This window comes from Alkalihalophilus lindianensis, from assembly GCF_032843265.1.
Taxonomy (GTDB): Bacteria; Bacillota; Bacilli; order Bacillales; family Bacillaceae_D; genus Alkalihalophilus; species Alkalihalophilus lindianensis.
This window is the reverse complement of the sequence record NZ_JAWJBA010000004.1, coordinates 279387-301249: the sequence shown is the minus strand read 5'-3', so window position 1 is coordinate 301249 and position 21863 is coordinate 279387. Positions and strand designations below refer to the sequence as shown.

Annotated in this window: 20 protein-coding genes; all 20 read right to left on the bottom strand. The window is 39.2% G+C overall.

Annotated features, from left to right (window positions below; genetic code table 11):
* Position 1: 1 nt before the first annotated feature.
* Entirely contained in the window at positions 2 to 1297 is a 1296-nt protein-coding gene (yfmH, locus tag RYX56_RS14080) for an EF-P 5-aminopentanol modification-associated protein YfmH (RefSeq protein WP_317122670.1), read from the bottom strand.
* Positions 1294 to 2574, bottom strand: a complete 1281-nt coding sequence (gene yfmF, locus RYX56_RS14075) for an EF-P 5-aminopentanol modification-associated protein YfmF (protein WP_317122669.1) — start codon at positions 2572 to 2574, stop codon at positions 1294 to 1296. The genes yfmH and yfmF overlap by 4 nt, the downstream gene beginning before the upstream one ends.
* A 33-nt stretch (positions 2575 to 2607) precedes the next feature.
* Positions 2608 to 3333 (bottom strand): GntR family transcriptional regulator, encoded by a 726-nt coding sequence (locus RYX56_RS14070; RefSeq protein ID WP_317122668.1) that lies wholly within the window; start codon positions 3331 to 3333, stop codon positions 2608 to 2610.
* 38 nt (positions 3334 to 3371) lie between these two features.
* Positions 3372 to 5729, bottom strand: a complete 2358-nt coding sequence (locus tag RYX56_RS14065) for an FtsK/SpoIIIE family DNA translocase (protein WP_317122667.1) — start codon at positions 5727 to 5729, stop codon at positions 3372 to 3374.
* 142 nt (positions 5730 to 5871) lie between these two features.
* On the bottom strand, positions 5872 to 6093 hold the full coding sequence (locus tag RYX56_RS14060; protein ID WP_317122666.1) for a YlzJ-like family protein: 222 nt from the start codon (positions 6091 to 6093) through the stop codon (positions 5872 to 5874).
* Positions 6090 to 6845, bottom strand: a complete 756-nt coding sequence (locus RYX56_RS14055) for a ClpP family protease (protein ID WP_317122846.1) — start codon at positions 6843 to 6845, stop codon at positions 6090 to 6092. Before RYX56_RS14055 ends, RYX56_RS14060 begins: the two co-directional genes overlap by 4 nt.
* A gap of 117 nt (positions 6846 to 6962) precedes the next feature.
* The gene (locus tag RYX56_RS14050) at positions 6963 to 8630 is read right to left on the bottom strand and encodes a ribonuclease J (RefSeq protein ID WP_317122665.1); all 1668 of its coding nucleotides are present in this window, start codon (positions 8628 to 8630) and stop codon (positions 6963 to 6965) included.
* A gap of 339 nt (positions 8631 to 8969) precedes the next feature.
* Complete coding sequence (gene dapA / locus RYX56_RS14045; protein WP_317122664.1) at positions 8970 to 9845, bottom strand: 4-hydroxy-tetrahydrodipicolinate synthase; 876 nt, start codon at positions 9843 to 9845, stop codon at positions 8970 to 8972.
* Between the two features lie 39 nt (positions 9846 to 9884).
* Complete coding sequence (gene dapG, locus RYX56_RS14040; protein WP_317122663.1) at positions 9885 to 11111, bottom strand: aspartate kinase; 1227 nt, start codon at positions 11109 to 11111, stop codon at positions 9885 to 9887.
* Positions 11112 to 11126: 15 nt separating this feature from the next.
* The gene (asd, locus tag RYX56_RS14035; RefSeq protein ID WP_317122662.1) at positions 11127 to 12182 is read right to left on the bottom strand and encodes an aspartate-semialdehyde dehydrogenase; all 1056 of its coding nucleotides are present in this window, start codon (positions 12180 to 12182) and stop codon (positions 11127 to 11129) included.
* 153 nt (positions 12183 to 12335) lie between these two features.
* Positions 12336 to 12929: a dipicolinate synthase subunit B gene (locus tag RYX56_RS14030; RefSeq protein WP_317122661.1), complete on the bottom strand. Its 594-nt coding sequence runs from the start codon at positions 12927 to 12929 to the stop codon at positions 12336 to 12338.
* Positions 12930 to 12993: 64 nt separating this feature from the next.
* Positions 12994 to 13869 (bottom strand): dipicolinic acid synthetase subunit A, encoded by an 876-nt coding sequence (gene dpaA, locus RYX56_RS14025; RefSeq protein ID WP_317122660.1) that lies wholly within the window; start codon positions 13867 to 13869, stop codon positions 12994 to 12996.
* Between the two features lie 199 nt (positions 13870 to 14068).
* On the bottom strand, positions 14069 to 14311 hold the full coding sequence (locus tag RYX56_RS14020; protein ID WP_317122659.1) for a YlmC/YmxH family sporulation protein: 243 nt from the start codon (positions 14309 to 14311) through the stop codon (positions 14069 to 14071).
* A 91-nt stretch (positions 14312 to 14402) separates the two neighbouring features.
* Positions 14403 to 15644 carry a M16 family metallopeptidase gene (locus tag RYX56_RS14015; RefSeq protein WP_439108494.1) on the bottom strand — a complete coding sequence of 414 codons (1242 nt, stop codon included), beginning with the start codon at positions 15642 to 15644 and terminating at the stop codon, positions 14403 to 14405.
* Positions 15645 to 15661: 17 nt separating this feature from the next.
* On the bottom strand, positions 15662 to 16642 hold the full coding sequence (locus RYX56_RS14010; protein WP_317122658.1) for a polysaccharide deacetylase family protein: 981 nt from the start codon (positions 16640 to 16642) through the stop codon (positions 15662 to 15664).
* A gap of 137 nt (positions 16643 to 16779) precedes the next feature.
* Entirely contained in the window at positions 16780 to 18894 is a 2115-nt protein-coding gene (gene pnp, locus RYX56_RS14005) for a polyribonucleotide nucleotidyltransferase (protein WP_317122657.1), read from the bottom strand.
* A 200-nt stretch (positions 18895 to 19094) separates the two neighbouring features.
* The gene (gene rpsO, locus RYX56_RS14000; RefSeq protein WP_317122656.1) at positions 19095 to 19364 is read right to left on the bottom strand and encodes a 30S ribosomal protein S15; all 270 of its coding nucleotides are present in this window, start codon (positions 19362 to 19364) and stop codon (positions 19095 to 19097) included.
* A 129-nt stretch (positions 19365 to 19493) separates the two neighbouring features.
* Positions 19494 to 20441 carry a bifunctional riboflavin kinase/FAD synthetase gene (gene ribF / locus RYX56_RS13995; RefSeq protein WP_317122655.1) on the bottom strand — a complete coding sequence of 316 codons (948 nt, stop codon included), beginning with the start codon at positions 20439 to 20441 and terminating at the stop codon, positions 19494 to 19496.
* Between the two features lie 34 nt (positions 20442 to 20475).
* Positions 20476 to 21399: a tRNA pseudouridine(55) synthase TruB gene (gene truB, locus RYX56_RS13990; RefSeq protein ID WP_317122654.1), complete on the bottom strand. Its 924-nt coding sequence runs from the start codon at positions 21397 to 21399 to the stop codon at positions 20476 to 20478.
* Between the two features lie 105 nt (positions 21400 to 21504).
* A complete protein-coding gene (rbfA, locus tag RYX56_RS13985) occupies positions 21505 to 21846 on the bottom strand; it encodes a 30S ribosome-binding factor RbfA (RefSeq protein WP_317122653.1) in 342 nt (113 codons plus the stop codon).
* Positions 21847 to 21863 lie beyond the last annotated feature (17 nt).

Genomic DNA, 21863 nt, shown 5'->3' with positions numbered 1-21863 from the left:
CTTACTTCCCCGCATCTTCCGCTTTCACCTGACATACAGTAAAGCGTTTGAAATCAAAATGTTCTTCTAAGACATCTTTTAACTGGTCTGAATTTATGGCTTCTAATGTAGGTACGACATCGAATAAATTCATCTCATTAAACTGATATCTGGTAAACTGATTTGCAATGTATTCTGGTGAATTTAGTGAACGGAGGAATGAGCCGATTTTCTTTTTGACTGCGCGATTCACTATTTTTTCATCAAGTGATGATTTTTTGAAGTCAGTAATCATTTCTTTGATTGCCTCAGCTAATTCATCTGGCTTTTTGGTGTCCCCACCTAAGATCGTAAATCCAAATCCTTCTTCTGCAGAGTAATCAAACGAAAATGAATCATCAATCAAGCCTTGTTCATGTAAGTTTTGATAATTAGCAGAGCTTTGACCAAACATGAGATCAAGCAAGATGTTTATCGATAATTCGTGCTTTAATAACTCTTCACCTTGTCTTGTTGGGTTAGACTCTTTAAACCCTACTAAACACTTCGGTGTCTGGACTGGCATTTTTATCACGTTTCGTTCAGTGGCCACTTCACTTGGTTCATCGTCAAAGAAACGATTGATCGTCTCTGGCTTTGGAAACGATTTTTGAGCTTGATTCTCTTTCACTTGTTTCATAATTTCCTCAGCATCAACCGGTCCAATGACGAACAGAAGCATATTATTGGGGTGATAGAATGTCTCATAACAAGTGTACAATAAATCTTTTGTAACCTTTGAAATAGAGTCAATCGTACCTGCAATATCAAGCTTTACAGGATGATTAACAAACATATTTTCAATGACACCAAAATAAGCTCTCCAGTCTGGATTATCATCGTACATCGTGATCTCCTGTCCAATGATCCCTTTTTCCTTCTCAACACTTTCTTCAGTGAAATAAGGGTGTTGAACAAAATTTAACAATGTATCAAGGTTTTTCTCAACATTCGATGTGCTTGAAAATAAATATGCTGTTCTGGTGAAGCTCGTAAAAGCATTTGCAGATGCACCTTGTTTACTGAAATCTTGAAACACATCGCCATTCTCATCTTCAAACATTTTATGCTCAAGGAAATGAGCAATTCCATCTGGCACATGAATAGGCTCGTTACTGCCAAGCGGTGTAAACTTATTATCGATTGAGCCATATTTCGTTGTAAACGTAGCAAACGTTTTGTTAAACCCTTCTTTAGGAAGAATATAGACATCAAGCCCATTTTCTAACGTTTCATGATACAACGTTTCGTTTAGTTGATTAAACGTTACTGGCTTCATTTCGACTCCTCCCCTTTTAAGAAATAAATCGTATCAAGTTCCACTTTTTTAGAGGCTTGAATGACATCTTCCTTAGTAACTTGATCAATTTCATTAAGTAAATCTTCTAAAGAACGCTTATGCCCGCTTACAATTTGATGGTAAGAAAGTTCTACATACCCTCTCGCTACATCCGATGTCTCGAGCACTTGGTTTTTCAACATTGCTTTCGTTTGATCTAGCTCAGCATCTGTAAAATCACCATCGCGCATCGCGTCTAACTGTTCTTTAATAATCGTGACGGCACGGTCATACTTTGCAAATTCGATCCCGCTCATTACCATTAAAATCCCTTTATGACTTTCATATCTAGACGCTGCATAATAAGCCAAACTTTCTTTTTCGCGCACATTGATGAAAAGTTTTGAATGGGAGAATCCTCCGAACAGGCCATTACATACTTGCATGGCTACATAATCATCATCTGCAAACGTTGTGTAAGTACGGAAACCAATATGCAATTTTCCTTGTTTAACATCTTGCTCATCAGTCACGATGTTCTCTTGTTTAACTTTCGGGCTTTCTGAACTTGCAGGAACTTGATCAACAGGTGTTCGGTTAGAGAATGTAAAATAGTTCTCGATTTTCCCAATCGCCTCTGACTCTTCCATATCCCCAACCACATAAAAGTCAATTCGATCATTTTTAAGTAATTGATTGTAATAACTAAATAAAGATTCAGGTGTAATCGCTTCCACTTGTTCAACCGTACCGTATGCCGTAAGACCGAATGGTTCATCCTTACACATTTCTTCTGTGATTCGAACGTTTGCATACCTCATTTTGTCATCATACACAGATTGAATCCGTTGTATTAATGATCGTTTTTCACTTTCAATAATGGATGATTTAAAGGCTTCTCCTTCAACCACGGGGTCTAATAGTACTTCTGATAATAATTTGAGACCCTCTTCAAATAGTGGTGTTTGGTCCGTTAAGAACTTCTCATTCGCAACATCTAAACGAATCGTTATAATATGCTGCTCTCCCTTTTTTTGAACATCAGAAGCTAACATTGCACCGTATAATTCATCAAGTCGCCCGCGAACATCTTTTCTAGAAGGAGATTTAGCTGTTCCATTTTGCAACACATGAGGCAACAATGCTCGCATTGCCACCGTTTCACGCTCTAATGGAGCTTTTATCATTAACATTAATGTATTGGTTTTATAACGATCCGTTTTAATAGTATGGATCGTTAGTCCTTTGAACTCTTTTGTTTGTTCCGTAAGTTGCATAAAATCATCTCCTTTTTACCATTCATGCATAGTTTATGCCTTAACGCGCTTTCTTACTACGTGGAACTTAAATTTATCCGCTCTAAAATAGTTCAAAGAATAGAGGAGAGGCTGTTCACTTTGATCATAGTGAATCTGCTTTAACAATAGAAGAGATGTTTCAGGATCACATTCTAACGTTTCAGAGACACGCTCATGAAAGCCGATTGGCTCAATATATGTGACTGCATAAGAGATCGAATGTCCAATTTCTTCTAAATAATTGAAGATCGACTTTGTCTCGTGTATGGAGTGATTCTCTAACAATTGATTCGGGACCTTATCTAAACAATAGACAACTGGAACCTGATCAGCTGTTCTGACTCGTTCAATCGCCATGACTTCTTTTAGATCCTCTAGATTAAAGCGACGACGATCTTCATCTGTTGCTTCGCGTACAGCTGAAGATAAAAAGATCGTCCCTGGCTCCATATTGGCTTGTTTGATCATGTCCGTTACACTATACAATTCCTCAATTCCTGCTGAGAACAAAGGTTTCGTGTGAACAAATGTCCCGACGCCATGACGCCTTACAACGACTCCCTCTTCCTCTAATAAACGTAGCGCTTCGCGTAATGTAGCTCTACTTACTCCAAGCTGCTTCGATAATTCAAATTCAGAAGGCAGTTTTTCTCCTTCTTCATACACTTGATTCTCGATATCCTCTTTAATACGATCAATTACTTGTAAATACAACGGACGATGATCTGCTTTAATCAAAGTCTCCACTCCTTTAGTTCTTATTCTCTCTCTCCACTTTACGATGTAGCATCTATATCTTCATTTTCTTTTTTTGAAACGAGAACTTCACGCGGTTTACTACCTTCGTAAGGACCAACAATCCCCCTTACTTCCATTTCATCAATTAACCTTGCTGCGCGTGTGTAACCGATACGAAACCGTCGTTGCAACATGGATACTGATGCAGTTTCCATTTCAGTTACTAATTGAACAGCATCGTCATACAAATCATCATTGACCTTATCTTTTACTTCAGGAGCCTCTGTTGGTGTCATTTCTTCTTGATACTGAGCTTTCTGTTGTGAAATAACAAAGTCCACAATCTCTTCTACCTCATTATCGGATAAAAAAGCACCTTGAATTCTTGTTGGTTTGTTTGCACCCATAGGCAAGTACAACATGTCCCCCCTGCCAAGCAGCTTCTCGGCCCCACCAGAGTCTAAAATCGTCCTCGAGTCTGTTTGAGATGAAACTCCGAAGGCAATTCGAGAAGGGATATTTGCTTTTATTACACCTGTAATTACATCAACAGAAGGTCTTTGAGTCGCAATTATCATATGAATACCAGCAGCACGAGCCATTTGAGCAAGTCGGGCAATTGAGTCTTCTACATCACCTGAAGCTACCATCATCAAATCAGCTAATTCATCAACAATCACAACAATATAGGGTAATGTTGGTTGTTTCGCTTCTTCTGTTTTATTTTGTTTATGAATAAGTTCATTATAACCTTCAATATTTCTTGTGCCCGTATGAGAAAACAAATCATAGCGTCGTTCCATCTCAGCAACGACTTTTTTTAGTGCTTGTGATGCCTTTTTAGCTTCAGTCACTACAGGAGTTAAAAGATGTGGTATCCCATTGTACATATTAAGCTCAACCATTTTTGGGTCAATCATCATTAACTTCACTTCATGAGGCTTCGCTTTCATGAGTATACTTGTAATAATACCATTAATACAAACACTCTTCCCACTACCGGTTGCACCCGCAACAAGTAAATGTGGCATTTTATTTAATGGAGCAAGCACTGGTTCACCTGAAATATCTCTTCCTAATCCAACCGCCAATACATGGTCATCCTTTTTGGAGCGTTCAGAATCAAGAACTTCTCTCAACGTTACGATCGCCACCTCTTGATTTGGCACCTCAATTCCAATCGCTGATTTACCAGGAATGGGAGCTTCCATGCGAATATCCTTTGCCGCTAGTGCTAGGGCGAGGTCATCTGCTAGATTAACAATTTTACTCACTTTCACGCCCACACTCGGGTTCACTTCATACTTCGTCACAGCAGGCCCTAGGTGAACTTTAGAAACTCTTGCTTTTACCCCAAAGCTCTCAAGCGTTTGTTCGAGCTTTCTCGCATTAGAAGTAAGTTGTCTTTTTTCATTGTATTGACCGGTATTATTAGGGAGCTTTAACATATCCAGAGCAGGAAGCTTGTATGACTCATTCGCTTCATCAGCTGTAATGAGTGAAACTGGAACGGTATCTTCCGCTTGCTCCTCGTCGTCTTTTTCACTCGTCTTTTGGTCTTTTCCTTTTTCAGGTGTAGCCTTCGTTTGGCTAGTGGTATCTTGTAACGGCTGTTGATAGGCCTTTTGTGTAAAGTCAACGATCTCAGGCTCTATTTCTTCTTGTTCTGTCACAACCTCTTCAGGCTCATCCCCATGTAGTTTTTTACGTTGTTTTTTCCGTTCTTCATATGCCTCTTTTTCATCCGTCATTTTTTGTTTCGTCTTTTCTTTCATCGTTTTCAACTCATCAAAAAATGATAGGATTGTATCTGCCGCAAAAACGTACACTCTTTTGAATAAACGTCCTACTAATTCTGAGAGTGAACGGCCTGTTAGTAAAATCATCCCGACGACAAACAAAATGAAACATAAAAAATATGTACCTGCTTCTGCAAAGAGAAAATGACTTATAGCAAAAGCGATTGAGCCAATCATTCCTCCGCCTAGGTCTGTAGGAGGGACCTCTCCTCTCATCTCCATCCAAAATAAGTTCCATGTGTTACGAATAACCGATTGGTCTTGAAACCCTTCACGGTTATTTAAATGATGGAACAAGCCAACATGACTAAATAGCGTTAGTGAGAGGACAATCACATAAAAACCTGCCATCCTTCTCGACCAAAAAGCTGGTCGCTTACGTTTAATCATAATATAAAGAGCAACGACTAATAATCCGCCCGCTAAAATCACAAACCATTGGCCTAAGAAAAATCGAAACAGTCTAACAAATGTCTCCCCAACTGTCCCTAATCTTGCCAAAGTAACGACGGCAATCACTAATAATCCGAGTCCAATCAATTCAAATGTAAGCTGTGATTTCCACTCGGTCTTTTTTTTCTTTTTACGTCTTGCCATCAATTTCACCTCATTTTACTACAACCTGCTTAATCGTTTTTTTCAAAACGAACACACATAGTGAAGAAGCAGCCAAAATTGGCTGCTTCGACCATGCTTGGATTAAATTAATTATAGCATAATAACGGATCGGTCTACATAGCTAAAATTGAGGTTTTGCTTGAATAATCGTGCCTGGAGAATAGCCGGGATTTAAATAGCTCATCGGATTGCTGCTCATTAATCGAACAATTTTATATTGACTTGCATTTACTTGTTCGACTATGAGTTGGCCATCGGCACAATTGACGACTTGCTGGGTCGCATACACAGATTCATCTTGCGGAAAGATTTGATCATGAGGCATCATTGTGTATAAAATCATTGCACCATGTCCCCCTCATCTTTTACAGGCTTATTTGCATCGATAAGTGTATTTAATTTCTTTAACGCTTGCCCGATCCCGCCTACTTCGTCGATTAAACCATACTCTACTGCATCCGTACCCACTACATTCGTTCCAATATCCCTTGTTAAATTCCCTTTAGAAAGCATTAGCTCTTTAAATTTCTCTTCTGAAATTCCTGATTGTTGAGTCACAAAACTAATCACGCGCTCTTGCATCTTATCTAAGTACTCAAATGTTTGCGGTACACCGATAACAAGACCTGTCAGCCTTACAGGGTGAATCGTCATCGTAGCCGTCTTGGCAATAAAAGAATAATTAGCGGCTACAGCAATTGGTACCCCAATCGAATGTCCTCCTCCTAATACAAGCGTTACACTTGGCTTAGACATAGAAGCTACCATCTCAGAAATGGCAAGTCCTGCTTCCACATCGCCCCCAACTGTATTTAAAATTAATAGCAACCCTTCAATTTTAGGGTTTTGTTCGACTGCTACGAGTTGCGGAATGATGTGCTCATACTTTGTCGTTTTATTTTGAGGCGGCAGTTGCATATGACCTTCAATTTGCCCAATAATCGTCATGCAATGAATATTCGAGGTTTCCATATCAGGTACATTGGTTTGCCCTAACTCTTGTATTTTCTCTAGAATCCCTGATCCTTTTTGTTCCTTCTGAGGTGATTGCGGGGCTTGTGGTTGATCTTGTTGTTCTTGATGATAGTATTCCATCGACATCTCTTGTGCCCTCCTTCATTGTTCTGTACAAATAGTATGAACGACAAAGTGATAAATCATTCTACTGACAAATAAAAAGACATGCCGCATTAGCATGTCTTTTCGTTGTTTCTATACTTCCATAATAATTGGAAGGATCATTGGACGACGTTTTGTTTGTTCGAATAAGAAACGACTTAAACCTTCACGAACATTACTTTTTAACGATGACCACTCATTGACATTTTCCGTTACACATTTCTTAAGAATCGTGCTAACCAATTCGTTTGAATCATCAAGTAATTTCTCAGATTCACGAACATACACAAACCCTCGCGAAATGATATTTGGACCCGAGACAATTTCTCCAGTCTTCTTGTTTAAAGTTACGACCACAACAAGAATCCCGTCTTTTGATAGGAGACGACGATCTCTTAATACGATGTTACCAACGTCACCTACTCCTAAACCATCGATTAAGACATTACCAGAAGGAACTTTTCCGCCTCTTCTCGCTTGTCCTTTTGTAAATTCAACGACTTCACCTTTATCTACTAAGTAGATATGTTCTTCTTTTACTCCTACTTCAATCGCTAAAGAACGGTGAGCATGTTGCATTCTGAATTCACCATGAATCGGGACAAAGAATTTTGGTTTCATTAGGTTCAGCATTAATTTTAATTCTTCTTGACTACCATGGCCTGAAGCGTGAACTTTTGATTGTCCGTAAACAACATCCGCACCAATACGATGAAGCTTGTCGATAATAGCTGATACAGACTTTTCGTTCCCCGGAATAGCTGAAGCTGCAATAATCACTGTATCTTGCTCAGTAATCGTAATTTGACGATGCGCTCCTTTTGCCATTCGTGTTAATGCACTCATCGGTTCGCCTTGAGACCCAGTTGTCACAATCGCAAGTTGATGATCCTTGTATTTGCCAACTTCATCAATATCGATTAAAAGATTATCTGGCATTTTTAAATAGCCTAGTTTTGATGCAATCGTAATCACTCGAACCATGCTTTTTCCAACGACCGCTAGCTTACGATTGGCCTTAACAGCTGCATGGATAACTTGTTGAACACGATGAACATTTGATGCGAAAGTGGTAACAATGATGCGCCCCTCAGTATGTTCAAATACGTCTGCGATTCCTTGACCAACCTCTGTTTCTGATTTCGTTGTTCCAGGACGTTCCGCATTTGTACTATCAGATAACAAGCAAAGAACTCCTTTTGAGCCTATTGCAGCCATCTTGCCGATATCAGCTTGCTTCCCATCGACTGGTGTTTGATCAAATTTGAAATCACCTGTATGTACGATTGCACCTTGAGAAGTTTCAACACAGACTCCAATAGAATCTGGAATACTGTGATTCACGCGGAAGAATGATACATCTGTTGAACCAACCTTAATACGTGAATTTGAATCAATCAGCTTCAGTGTTGTTTGGCGGATGATACCCGCTTCTTTTAATTTTTCTTCAACCAAACCAAGGGTTAATTTTGTCCCATAGACTGGAACATTCAATTTTTTTAATACATAACTTAACCCGCCGATATGATCTTCATGACCATGTGTTAAAATGATACCTCTCACACGATCTTTTTGCTCCAATAAATACGACACATCAGGAATAACAATATCAACTCCCAACATATCATCATCTGGAAACATTAAACCTGCATCGACAACAATAATATCGTCGTCTACTTCTATTCCGTACATATTTTTGCCGATTTCTCCGACTCCACCTAAGGCAAAAACACGTACTTTCTCTGTCTGTTGCTTTGACACTTGGCGTTCCTCCTAAATATAAATTAAACGTTGTATGAAAAGAAAAAGGATTTTTCCACTTGTATATACGGTGGAAAAAATCATTTTCTAATACGCTATTACTATAATAAATCATTCGTCTTCTTCACTTTACTTCAGTACTACTCTACGCTTTGAACCGTTCGCTTCCTTTGGCAAAGTTGGTTCCGAATAAAGAAAAAAGCAACATTTCCGTTGTTGCTCTTCACAACCCGTACGAATCACTTGCAATTAGTATACCTTATTCTTGAAATGAAACACAAGACTGAACTTCCTCAACTTCCATTATCATGAAACAAAAACAAAGAAAAAGCCTAACCTTTATAGGTTAGACTCTTGTATGGTGGAAAATACAAACTTTTGCTCATCTTTCGTTAAAGGAACAAGCGGTAGTCTGATGCCACCAACATCTATTCCAATTACTTGCAATGCATATTTCACACAAGTAGGATTTGGCGCATGAAACATCGCTCTCATCACTGGAAGTAGGGATCGGTGTATTTGGGCAGCACTCTCCACATTACCGGCAATAAAAGCCTGAATCATCTTTTGCATCTCGCGACCAGCTACATGTGAAACAACGGATACGACTCCATCTGCTCCAATCGATAGAGCAGGCAATGTAAGGGAATCATCACCACTATAAACAAAAAAGTCATCTGCTGTATTCTCTATAATCGAAGCCATCTGTTCAAGGTCGCCACTTGCTTCCTTTACAGCTGTAATATTTTTGATTTTTGCTAACTCTATAATTGTATCTGCTCCAAGATGTACAGAGGTTCTACCAGGTACATTATATAGCATCACAGGTAAATTAGTGGCTGCAGCGATTGTGCTGAAATGCTCATATAAGCCACGTTGCGAAGGCTTATTATAATATGGTGTGACAAGCATGACACCATCTACACCAGCCAATTGTGCCTTTTTTGTCAGTTGAATGGATGATGCAGTATTATTCGTGCCCGTTCCAGCTACAACTGACGCTCTTTTATTCACATACTTTACAGCAAATTGAAATAAAGCTACTTTTTCTTCTTCAGATAATGTAGGGGACTCTCCGGTTGTACCCGCTATAACCAACGTTTCTGTGCCATGATCGATCAAATAATCGATCAGTTTTTTAGTTTTATCGAAATCAACATTTCCCACAGAATCGAATGGAGTAACCATAGCCGTCCATACATGGCCAAAATCCATGTCTCCCAACTCCTTACAAAAGCAATTCTAGCTGACTCATTACAGTTGCTTATTCCCTGCTTCTTCTAGATGAAACATGTAATGGAGTGCATTCACAGCTTTTTTCATATCCTCTTCTTTAACAAGAATCCAAATCGTTGTATGAGAGTCGGCAGATTGCAGAATTTGAATGTTTTCACGTGATAATGCACCTACAATTTTCGCTGTTACCCCTGGTACACCACTCATACCTGCTCCAACAGCTGAAACCTTCGCACAATGACGCTGTACCTCAGGTTCATAGCTCATTTCTCTTAAAATGGCAATCGCACGATCTGCCACTTCATCTGAAACCGTATAGACGACGCCTCTAGGGTTAATGTTGATGAAATCGACACTGATTTTTTCATTTGCCATTGCTTTAAACACTTTCTCTTGCAAGTCAAATTGCCCGTCTTTAGCCAAAACTTTAATTTGCGTAATATTAGACAAGTGAGCAATCCCCGTAATCGTACGATCTTGAACATCTTGGGCCGCTTTTTCAGAAAGCATAGACGTTACAAGAGTCCCTCTACTCGTTGAGTGAGTTGAACGAATATGGATCGGAATTTTTGCTTGCATCGCAATTTCAACTGCACGTGGATGAATGACTTTAGCCCCTTGATAAGCCATATTACAGATTTCATTATAAGTCATGGTATCAAGAGCACGCGCATCGGATACAATCCGCGGATCAGCAGTCATAACACCTTCTACATCCGTAAAAATATCGACCCATTCTGCACCAACAGCTGCTCCAAGAGCAGTGGCGGAAGTATCACTTCCACCACGTCCTAGAGTGGTCATTTCCCCTGTTTTTGATTGCCCTTGGAAACCGGCAACGACCAAGATATCTTGCTGCTCTAGCAGTTTCTTCAAGTGATCTGAGCGCATTTCTAGAATTTTAGCACTCGTAAAGTCATCATTCGTTCTAAAGCCTGCTTGCCCACCTGTTAAGGCTTGAGCACTTGCTCCAAGTTCATTTAACAATTCAGTAAATACGACTGAAGAGATGATTTCACCACATGAGACAAGAAGATCTTGTTCTCTTTTTGAAATATGGTTGTGATCCACTAATTGAAGAAGTGTGTCTGTAGCATATGGTTCACCACTACGTCCCATTGCAGATACAACAACGATCACCTTGTAACCATCTTGGACAGATTTTAATACATGTTGGGCCGCTTTTTTACGGACTTCTTCATCCCTGACAGATGTCCCGCCGAATTTTTGAACTATAATCTTCATAAGACACCTACTCTTCTACGATAAAAGTTGTAATTTAACAAGACTTTCAGCAATTTGGACAGAATTCCATGCAGCACCTTTTAGAAGATTATCTGACACGATCCACATATGGTATCCATTTTCACGATCAAGATCGCGACGAATTCGTCCGACAAAGACATCTTCTTTTCCTACACAATTAGCTGCCATTGGATAAAGCTGCTCGGTGGGATCGTCTTGTAAAGTAACCCCGGGAGCTTCTTGTAGTAATGCTTTCACTTCATCCACTGTAGCGCCAGATTTTTCTGTTTCGATATAGACTGATTCAGAGTGACCTGTTTCGATCGGTAGTCGTACGCAAGTAGCAGCTACTTCGAGTGTATCCATATGCATAATTTTCTTAGTCTCATTAATCATTTTCATTTCTTCAAATGTATATCCATTTTCTTGGAATAAGTCAATTTGCGGAACAGCATTAAATGCAATTTGGTAATGCTTTTTGTCTCCACCTACTGGAAGAATCTCAGGAGTGAAGTCTTCTCCGTTTAAAATAGATTTTGTTTGATCTTTCATTTCTTCAATTGCTTCAAGACCAGCACCAGATACAGCTTGATAAGTAGAAACAACTACTTTTGATAATCCGTACTGCTTACGCATTGGCTCAAGAGCTACGACCATTTGAATGGTGGAGCAATTTGGGTTCGCGATAATCCCATTATGATTACGTAGATCTTCTTCATTAACTTCTGGTACTACAAGTGGAACATCGGGGTCCATTCTAAAAGCACTAGTATTATCAACAACAATGGCACCTCGTTTTACCGCTTCTGGTGCTAATGCTTTTGATACAGAACCTCCTGCACTAAATAGAGCAATTTGAACTCCTTCAAATGATTCTGGAGTTGCCTCTTGAACGATATACGTTTCACCTTTAAAGGTAATTTCTTTACCAGCTGAACGCTTGGATGAAAGCAAGGTTAATTTCCCGATTGGGAAATTGCGTTCCTCTAATGTTTTTAGCATTTGTTGTCCGACTGCACCTGTTGCTCCTACAACAGCTACATGATAGGTTGATGTTGATGTTGTTGTCATTTTTGTTGTTCCCCTTCCTGCGTTCATAAGTTTAATAGATAGACGTATCTTGACGCAATTGAACTGATTATAGCACAATAAATTCAACTTTTCGTCAATTTCCTCTATTAAACTTTAAGGGAAAAGAAGCATTTGTGCAACTTCGTCTAACCGCTAATCTTTGAATTTTTCTACGAGTACAGGCTGATATTGGATGCCAGCTATGGCAGACTCTACTGTATCCACTAATGCTTCCATTCTAGCCACTAACGAGTTTGGCTTTTTAACAGGATCATCTTGACCGAATGGAATAAAGTAAATGTTTTTAGTAGCCATTAACCTCATAATATTGACCCCATTCAATCCCAGTGCATCATTTGTAGAGATTCCAAGTACGACTGGGTTACCATTTCTTAAGGTTGCTTTTGCCCCCATTAAGACGGGAGAGTCCGTTAGGGCATTAGCAAATTTACTCGTTGAATTTCCTGTAATCGGCGCCACTACCATACAATCGAGGGGCGTTTTCGGGCCAAAGGGTTCTGCTTTTACAATCGAGTTCACAATTGGCTCTGAAGTGATTTCTTTAATCTTAGCTAACCAACCCTCACTCTCACCAAATTTAGTATCCGTTGACTCTACCGTATATGTGACAAATGGCGTGACTTTCGCGCCTAAATCGACTAGCTTCTTCATCTCTGGTAGAACGGCATCATATGTGCAGTGAGACCCCGTTAAACCAAACCCAATGTGTTTCCCTTCTAAAGACATAATAATCCTCCTTATAATAAAGCACTTAATAAATAAAATAGTGATGATGCCACCACAGGGGTTCTTAGTCCGCTTGCAAAAGATCAGCTAACACATTTGCTAAGATTCTACCTGCTGTTTTCGGGGCAACGATTCCAGGTAAACCTGGTGCTAGCAAAGCTTTCATTCCCCTTTTCTCTGCATATCTAAAATCCGTTCCACCGGGTTTTGATGCTAAGTCAATAATGAGAGCATGAAGCGGCATTTCTGCTAATACTTTTGCTGTAATAATGAGATCTGGAACAGTGTTAATACATATATCAATTGTCGATACTTCATCGATTAACTTATCTGTATGAAATGGCTTTAAACCCATCTCTGTAATTCTCGCTAATTGATGAGACTCATTGGCCCCTACCGATACATCTGCTCCTAATGCATCAAATGTCCTAGCTACAGACATACCAACGCGACCTAGACCTAAAACAGCTATTTTAGCACTATGAATGGTAATATCCGTATGTTGAATGGCCATCATAATAGCCCCTTCAGCAGTTGGAATCGAATTATAAATTGCGATATCATCTCTACCCATCAACTGCACTAACTTTCGCTTTGCTTTTTTTACACAATCATTTAGGGTTTCGTTGGTTATTCCAGAATAGATCGTACAATGTTCTGGTGTTTGACGAACTATATCATGGGTTAATATGATTTTCTCATTTGAGAAGATTGTTTCTATTTCACCATCAGCGTTCATTCCGCTAACGGGGAGTAAGATCGCATCGACTGAACTCCATTTGACTTCATCCATGGCTTGTTTTGAAGCACCAATATAGCCATCATCTAATTGTTCAAAGCCTACTAATGATAGCTTTGCATCAAGTGTTGATAATTTCCTGATAATTTCAAGCTGTCTTGCGTCACCCCCGATGACGACTATCGCTTTTCCTGTTAACATCAGCGTCCCTACCCCTTTCCTAAAGTAGCTTTCGCCCCCAAACGTAGCCGTGGTTGCTTTGGAGGGAGTAACAATATCTGTTTCGATTCACGATAGCATATGTAAAAACCTATTAATAAGTGAATGAACCTCGGCCTCTTTTTGTAATTATTGAACGTAAACTAAACAAAAAAAACACATTGCCCAAGCAATGTGTTCTTCAGTCGTAGTAACCCATATCGATAATGATCATATCCTGACCGATTTTTTTTACCTGATTCCAATGTACGGTTACTTCCTTTTCTTTTTTCCCAAAACCAAACCACTTCATTGTAGGAATAATAAAAGCTTCTATTTCACCGGTTTCTTCATTAATTAATAGATCTGTTTGACCTAAAATCCCCATTCGTTCCCCTTTTTGATAATCAATGATTTCTTTATTGCTAATTTCACTTAAACGCATGTTCTCCCTCCGCTCTATTGTGATTATACGAGTAGTATATGACTGAGGAAGCCCAAAAAGACCAGCCTTGTAGTGGCTGATCTTTGTCCGGTTAAGATTTAAGTGAAGATGGTACTTCGCCAGTTGAGCTAATTAATGAAATAGCTGGATCGGTTGAGAGAATAGTATCTGCAAGACGATTAACATCTTCTAGGCTCACTTTATTAATTTCATTTATAATATCATCAAGTGTACGATGACGTTTTAACATCAATTCATTCTTACCATTTCTACTCATTCTTGAGTTTGTGCTTTCTAAACTTAACATCAAGCTACCTTTTAATTGCTCTTTGCCGTTATGCAGTTCCTTCTCACTCATCCCTTGCTCTCTAAGAGTAGTCGTTGTTTGATTTAAGGCCACAACTAGTTCATCTAATTGCTCTAGTGCAGTTCCTGCATACACGGTTAACATCCCACTATCTTGATAAGAGGAATGGTAGGAGAATACTGAGTAGCAAAGCCCTCTCTTTTCTCTTATTTCTTGGAAAAGACGACTACTCATGCTTCCACCAAGTAAATTATTTAACAAGATAAGAGAGTAAACATCTTCATGACCAATTGGAAGTCCTGGGTATGCTAAGCAAAGATGAGCTTGCTCTGCCTCTTTTTTTCTTGTAATCAGTTCAGAATGGAAGATAGGCGTAGATGCCTTATATTCAAAAGATGTTGGTTTGACAGCCGAAAAAATTTCTTTAATCGAATCCACTAATTCCTCTGTAATATTACCAGCGACAGAAATAACTACATGATCGCCTGTGTAATAACGATCCATATAAGAACGCAAAGCTTCTTCATCAAAAGTTTTCAACGTATCTTGCGTTCCTAGTATAGGATAACCTAGTGAATGATCACTATAGGCTGCCTTACTAAGTAGATCGTGCACGATATCATCTGGTGTATCATCTACCATTTTAATTTCTTCTAAAACGACATTTCTCTCTTTTATAAGTTCTCCCGCTTCAAACTTCGAGTTAAAAAACATGTCTGATAATACATCAACCGCAATCGGTGCGTGTTCATCTAGTACCTTTGCATAGTAACAAGTGTACTCTTTTGAAGTGAACGCATTTACTTGGCCACCAATTTTATCAAATTCTTCTGCAATGTCAGCTGCACTACGAGTATTTGTTCCTTTAAAGAACATATGCTCCAAGAAGTGTGAAATCCCATTTTCATGTTTATCTTCAAAACGGGAACCTGTGCCAATCCATACCCCAATTGAGACGGATCTTACGGTAGGAATCGTTTCTGCCATTATTCGCACACCATTATCTAGTTCAATCTTCTGTATCAATCTATATCCCCCTATATTCAGTCATCCAGGGTTACACCATTATGATGAACTCTTGATTCAGACATTAATTCTGATACCGTTCCGAGTTCTAGTCCTTTAGCTTTTATACCTTTAATCATGTCCTCAAGGCCGATAGCTGTTGGTTCTGTTGGATGCATCAATACCATTGCACCCGGATGAACTTTGCTTAAAACACGATTCACCATTTCCTCTGGTTGTGGACGTTTCCAGTCAACGGTATCTACAGACCATAAGATTGTCATCATTCCATGTACGGAAGCTTGATCTATAACTGTTTGTGAATAACTTCCACTAGGAGGGGCAAACCATTTTGGTGTAACATCTAGCGTTGCAAGTATGACATCATTCGTTTTTTTGAGTTCTTCATTCATTCTTTCCAAAGTTAATGATTTCATATCAGGGTGAGAATAAGCATGGTTCCCTATTTCATGACCTTGTTCTAAAATCATCGTTGCCATTGTTGGATTACTTTTCACCCATGAACCATCTAAAAAAAAGGTAGACTTTACTCCGTGTTCTTTCATTACTTTTAACATATCAGGAATATATTCATTTCCCCAAGCCACATTAACGAGTAAACTGACCATTGGCTTTTTTTCATTGCCTTTATAGATCGGCGATGGTGGCAAATCCTCTAAGTGAATAGTAGGTTTTATTTCCTCAAATACCAATCGTTGTTCCTCAAATGAGCCCAACTTCTTCATCTTATCATAGGAAGCATTCACGTCAACCATTAACCCATTGTAGCCCGGTACTGCCTTCCAGACTGGATCAATTCTAGCATCAATGGCTGCTTGTTCATAGCCTTCTTTTTTTGCGAGAATCTCTTCATGTAATGGATCTTGTTCCTTCATGACCATTTGAGACTCTTGTTTCAATTCATTTATGTATTGCAATGAGAACGGATTTTGTACAGCTCCAAATGAGATCACCAATAAACAGCAGCATACAAATAAAACGGATGCATGTTTCTTCATCCTCATCAATCCTCCTTCCTTCTAATGGCATCCTATGCAAAAGAAGGACGAGGTAGAACAGAGTTAGTCAACTCCTGCTCATATAAGAAGTAAACATAGTAAAAAAAAGAGACAAGAAATTCCTTGTCTCCTTCTTGTTATTTACCAGCTTGTTCTTGTTTTTCTTTTTCTTCTTTAAGAAGAACTTTACGAGATAAATTCACTCGACCTTGGTTATCAACTTCAGTTACACGAACTAATAGTTCATCACCAAGTTTAACAACATCCTCAACTTTGTTGATTCGTTCTTCAGCTAATTGAGAAATATGAACAAGACCGTCCTTACCTTTAAACAATTCAACAAACGCACCAAACTTCTCGATTCTCTTCACTTTACCAAGATACGTTTGGCCTACTTCTACTTCACGAACAATATCTTCAATGATCTTACGAGCTTGTTCGTTCATTTTGCTATCTACTGAAGAGATGTAAACTGTACCATCTTGTTCGATGTCAATTTTAACTCCAGTCTCTTCGATAATCTTGTTAATCATTTTACCACTTGGTCCAATAACATCGCGGATCTTATCCGGGTTAACATGCATTGTCATGATCTTAGGTGCATACTGAGATAACTCTGTGCGTGATTTAGCAATTGCAGATAACATATTATCTAAAATCACCATACGTCCTCGTTTAGCTTGCTCAAGAGCTTGCTCAAGTACATCACGATTAATACCAGAGATCTTAATATCCATTTGAAGAGCGGTTACGCCTTCTTTTGTACCCGCTACTTTAAAGTCCATATCACCTAATGCATCTTCCATGCCTTGAATATCTGTTAAAACGGTAAGATGTTCTTCGTGTTTTACAAGTCCCATCGCAATACCAGCTACCGGAGCTTTAATTGGTACCCCAGCATCCATCATCGCAAGTGTACTTGCACAAATACTAGCTTGAGAAGTTGAACCATTTGATTCAAGTACCTCAGATACAAGACGGATCGTGTATGGGAAGTCATTTTCATTTGGAATAATTGGCTCAAGCGCACGTTCACCTAAAGCACCATGTCCAATTTCACGACGACCTGGACCACGAATTGGGCCTGTTTCACCGACACTAAATTGAGGGAAGTTATAGTGATGCATGAAACGTTTTGATTCTTCAATACCTAGGCCATCAAGGATTTGAACATCTCCTAGAGCACCTAACGTACAAATACTAAGAGCTTGAGTTTGTCCACGTGTGAATAATCCAGAACCGTGCGTACGCGGTAACATATCGACTTGTGATGCTAGTGGACGAATTTCATCTACTCCACGACCATCAGGACGTACTTTTTCCACAGTAATTAATCTGCGAACTTCTTCTTTTACTACTTTTTGAAGAACTTCTTTAACGTCTCCGACTAAATCAGCATCTTCTTCTTCGAAACGTTCAAGGATTGGCTTCATGACTGCATCAATTGCTTCTTGACGCTCATGCTTTTCTTGAACTTGAACAGCTTTTTTCAAATCAGATTCAGCTAATTGACGAACTTTAGCTTCAAGGTCTGCATCAACCTGCTTTAGTTTAATTTCTTTCTTTTCTTTACCTACTGCCTTAGCGATCTCCTCTTGGAACTCTACTAAGCGTTTGATTTCATCATGACCGTACATGATCGCCTCAAGCATCGTTTCCTCAGGTACTTCATCCGCACCTGCTTCAACCATGTTGATTGCATCTTTTGTACCTGCAACAACTAAGTTAATATCACTATTATCTAGTTGTTCAGTTGTAGGGTTAATAATCAAATCGCCATTATTACGCCCTACCGTTACACCTGCAATGGGACCATCAAAAGGAATATCTGAGATCGAAAGTGCAATAGATGAACCGATCATTGCTGCCATTTCAGATGAACAGTCTTGATCAACACTCATCACGATGCTAATGACTTGAACTTCATTACGGAATCCATCGGGGAATAGTGGGCGGATTGGTCTATCAATGAGACGGCTCGCTAAGATTGCCTTTTCACTCGGACGACCTTCACGCTTAATAAAACCACCTGGGATCTTACCAGCTGCGTATAAACGCTCTTCGTAGTTAACTGTAAGTGGGAAGAAGCTTAAATTCTTAGGTTCTTTTGATGCTGTAACCGTAGATAATACAGCTGTATCGCCATATCGAACGAGTACTGCTCCGTTTGCTTGCTTTGCAAATTGACCTGTTTCTACCGTAAGTTCGCGGCCAGCCCAATCCATCGAAAAAACTTGTCTTTCTTGTTCCATATGCGTACTCCTCTCGTACACTAAAATTATTCAATCTTTTCTTATTATTACCGATTTATGTGAAAAATAAAATAGTCAATCAAGATCCTCTTTTTTAGCGCCTCTGTTTATGTATAATAGCTTAAACATGAGATGTAGGGAGAGATTTCCATCGCTTTTAGATGAAGAAAAAAGCGGGAAATCTCCCGCTTTCATCATGCTTATCGACGTAAGCCAAGCTTGTCAACAAGGTTACGGTAACGAGTAACATCGTTATTACGTAAGTACGTTAACAAGTTACGACGTTGACCTACCATTTTTAGAAGACCACGACGTGAATGGTGATCTTTCTTGTGAGTACGTAAGTGCCCGTTTAATGTGTTGATTTGCTCAGTAAGGATAGCTACTTGAACCTCTGGAGAACCAGTGTCAGTATCATGAGTTTTGAACTCAGCAATTAGCTCGTTCTTGCGCTCTTGTGTTAATGCCATCCTGTTCACCTCCCTTTAAATTATCTCCTATTCCCTAGCAAGCGTCGGTGAATCGTCCTGCCAAGAAACGGATGTGTACTTGAAGTACAACCATTACTATACAACGTTAAGACACATAATGCAAGAAACTTAGATGCTTTTTTCACCAAAATATTCAATTGCTTCTTCTTTGTCTTTTTGAATTTGTGTGATCAGTTCATCCACCTGATTAAACTTCTTCTCGGCACGAATTCTTCTCAGAAAAGAAACAGCAACATTACTGCCATAGATTGATTCATCGAAATCAAAAATATTTACTTCAATGGAAGGAGCGGTGGCACCTGAATGGAAAGTAGGCTTATACCCCACATTGCAAACGCCATTATACTCCTTGCCATTAACGAAAAAGCTTACGGCATATACGCCTGTTTTAGGGATTTTAACGTGATCCGTCGGTTCGACATTTGCTGTTGGAAAGCCGATCGTTCGTCCTCGTTTGTCACCGTCAATTACAGTACCATAAATCTGATAAGGTTCTCCTAAATAAGAAGAGATCTCATCTACTTTTCCTTCATCCAATAGCTCTCTTATTTTCGTAGAGCTGATTTTCACATCGTCTTGTTCTACTTTTTTCACCGTTGTTTGATCAAATTTATTTCTCGAATGGAAGGTAAGTGTTTCCATCGTCCCTTTTCCAAGCGAACCATATGTAAAATCAAATCCAGCTACCACATGTTTCACATCAAGAGCAATCATGTAGTCATCTACAAATTGCTGTGGTGTTAACGAAGCAAATTCCTTGGTAAATGTAATGACATATAATGTATCCACTCCTAATGCTTCTATCTTCTTTTCTTTCAAAGGGAGTGGGGTTAAATAGCGCATAGGCTCTGTTTGCTTTCGCAATACTTCTTTAGGGTGTGGATGAAATGTCATAACCGCTACTTCTAATCCACGCTTACCTGCTTCTATACAAGCTGTTTTTATTACCTTTTGATGGCCGATATGAACCCCATCAAAATAACCAAGCGCAAGTACAGTCGGGCGTTTTTTCAGTGTATTCGCTTCAATTGGGTGATGCAAATAAATCGTATCCATCAAGATTCCCCTTTTTCTGCTTAACTTATATGGGCTAACTCGTAGTCCAGATCATTTTTTCTGGTTTAATAAGACCAGGTTTTGTCGGGTGCTTTTGATAAATCGCTAAGCATTCCCCTTGTTCATTATAAACGGTAAAGCGCAATTCATCTAATCCTTTTTCTTCAGGTAAGACCGAACCATATTTTATGAGTTGCTCGACCGTGTGGTCAACGATTAGTTTCGGTAGGTGCTGAACCGCTTCATCCAGAGGCCGCAACTTATCCACTCTTGCATCAATTGACTCTAACGCCTCTAATTCTTCTAACGTCGTACACATTTCAGTTGTGTAAGGGCCTGACGCTGTTCGTTTCAAGGCAGACATATGAGCTGGAAAACCTAACGTTTTACCCAGGTCAACGGCAAGCGTGCGAACGTATGTCCCTTTGCTACATATAACTTTAAATGGAAAAGAAAAGGTCTTCATACCCTCGTTATATGTTACATCACCGATTAAATCAAGTTCAAAGATGGTCACTTGTCTTTTAGGTCGTTCTACCGTTTGATTTTTCCGGGCATACTCATATAACTTTTTGCCATTTACTTTAACAGCCGAATACATAGGTGGAACTTGCGTGATTTCCCCTTTAAAAGAAGACAATAACGCGAGGATTTCGTCTTTAGACCACGGATTGTTTACTTCCATACGCTCGACAATCTCTCCGCTTTTATCTTCGGTGGTAGTTGAATACCCTATCGTCGCTTCGCCAATATATGTTTTTGTGTAATCAGACATATATTGAGCAACTTTTGTGGCACGTCCAATACAGATCGGTAACACACCCACGACATCTGGATCTAATGTACCAGTATGACCTACCTTTTTCGTTTGGAATAAACGCCGGATCTTTATCACACAATCATGTGATGTCATACCAGCTGGCTTTAAGAGTGGCAAAATACCTTCAAGCTGTTTCATACAGACACCTCTAATTCATTCAGCATTTCCTTTATACGTGCTGAAAAAGGATAGAAAGCAAGTGCTCCCTATCCTCTTACAAGCATTATTCATAAACGCTGAACACTATTTATTTAAATCTTTTAATAATGTTTCAATACGATTACCATACTCAATCGATTCATCAAATTCAAAGGTTAATTCAGGTGTTTTACGTAAACGAATTCGTTTACCAATCTCTGAACGGATAAAACCTTTCGCTTTTGAAAGTCCACTTAGAGTAGCTTCCTTTTGTTCATCACTGCCAAGAACAGTAATAAACACAGTTGCTTGCTGCAGATCACCCGTTACATCTACACCAGTAATCGTGACAAAGCTAATACGAGGATCTTTCAATTCTCGCATAATAATATCACTTAACTCTTTTTTCATTTGTTCGCCAACACGATTTGCTCGAACGTTACTCATAGTTGTTCACCTCTGTT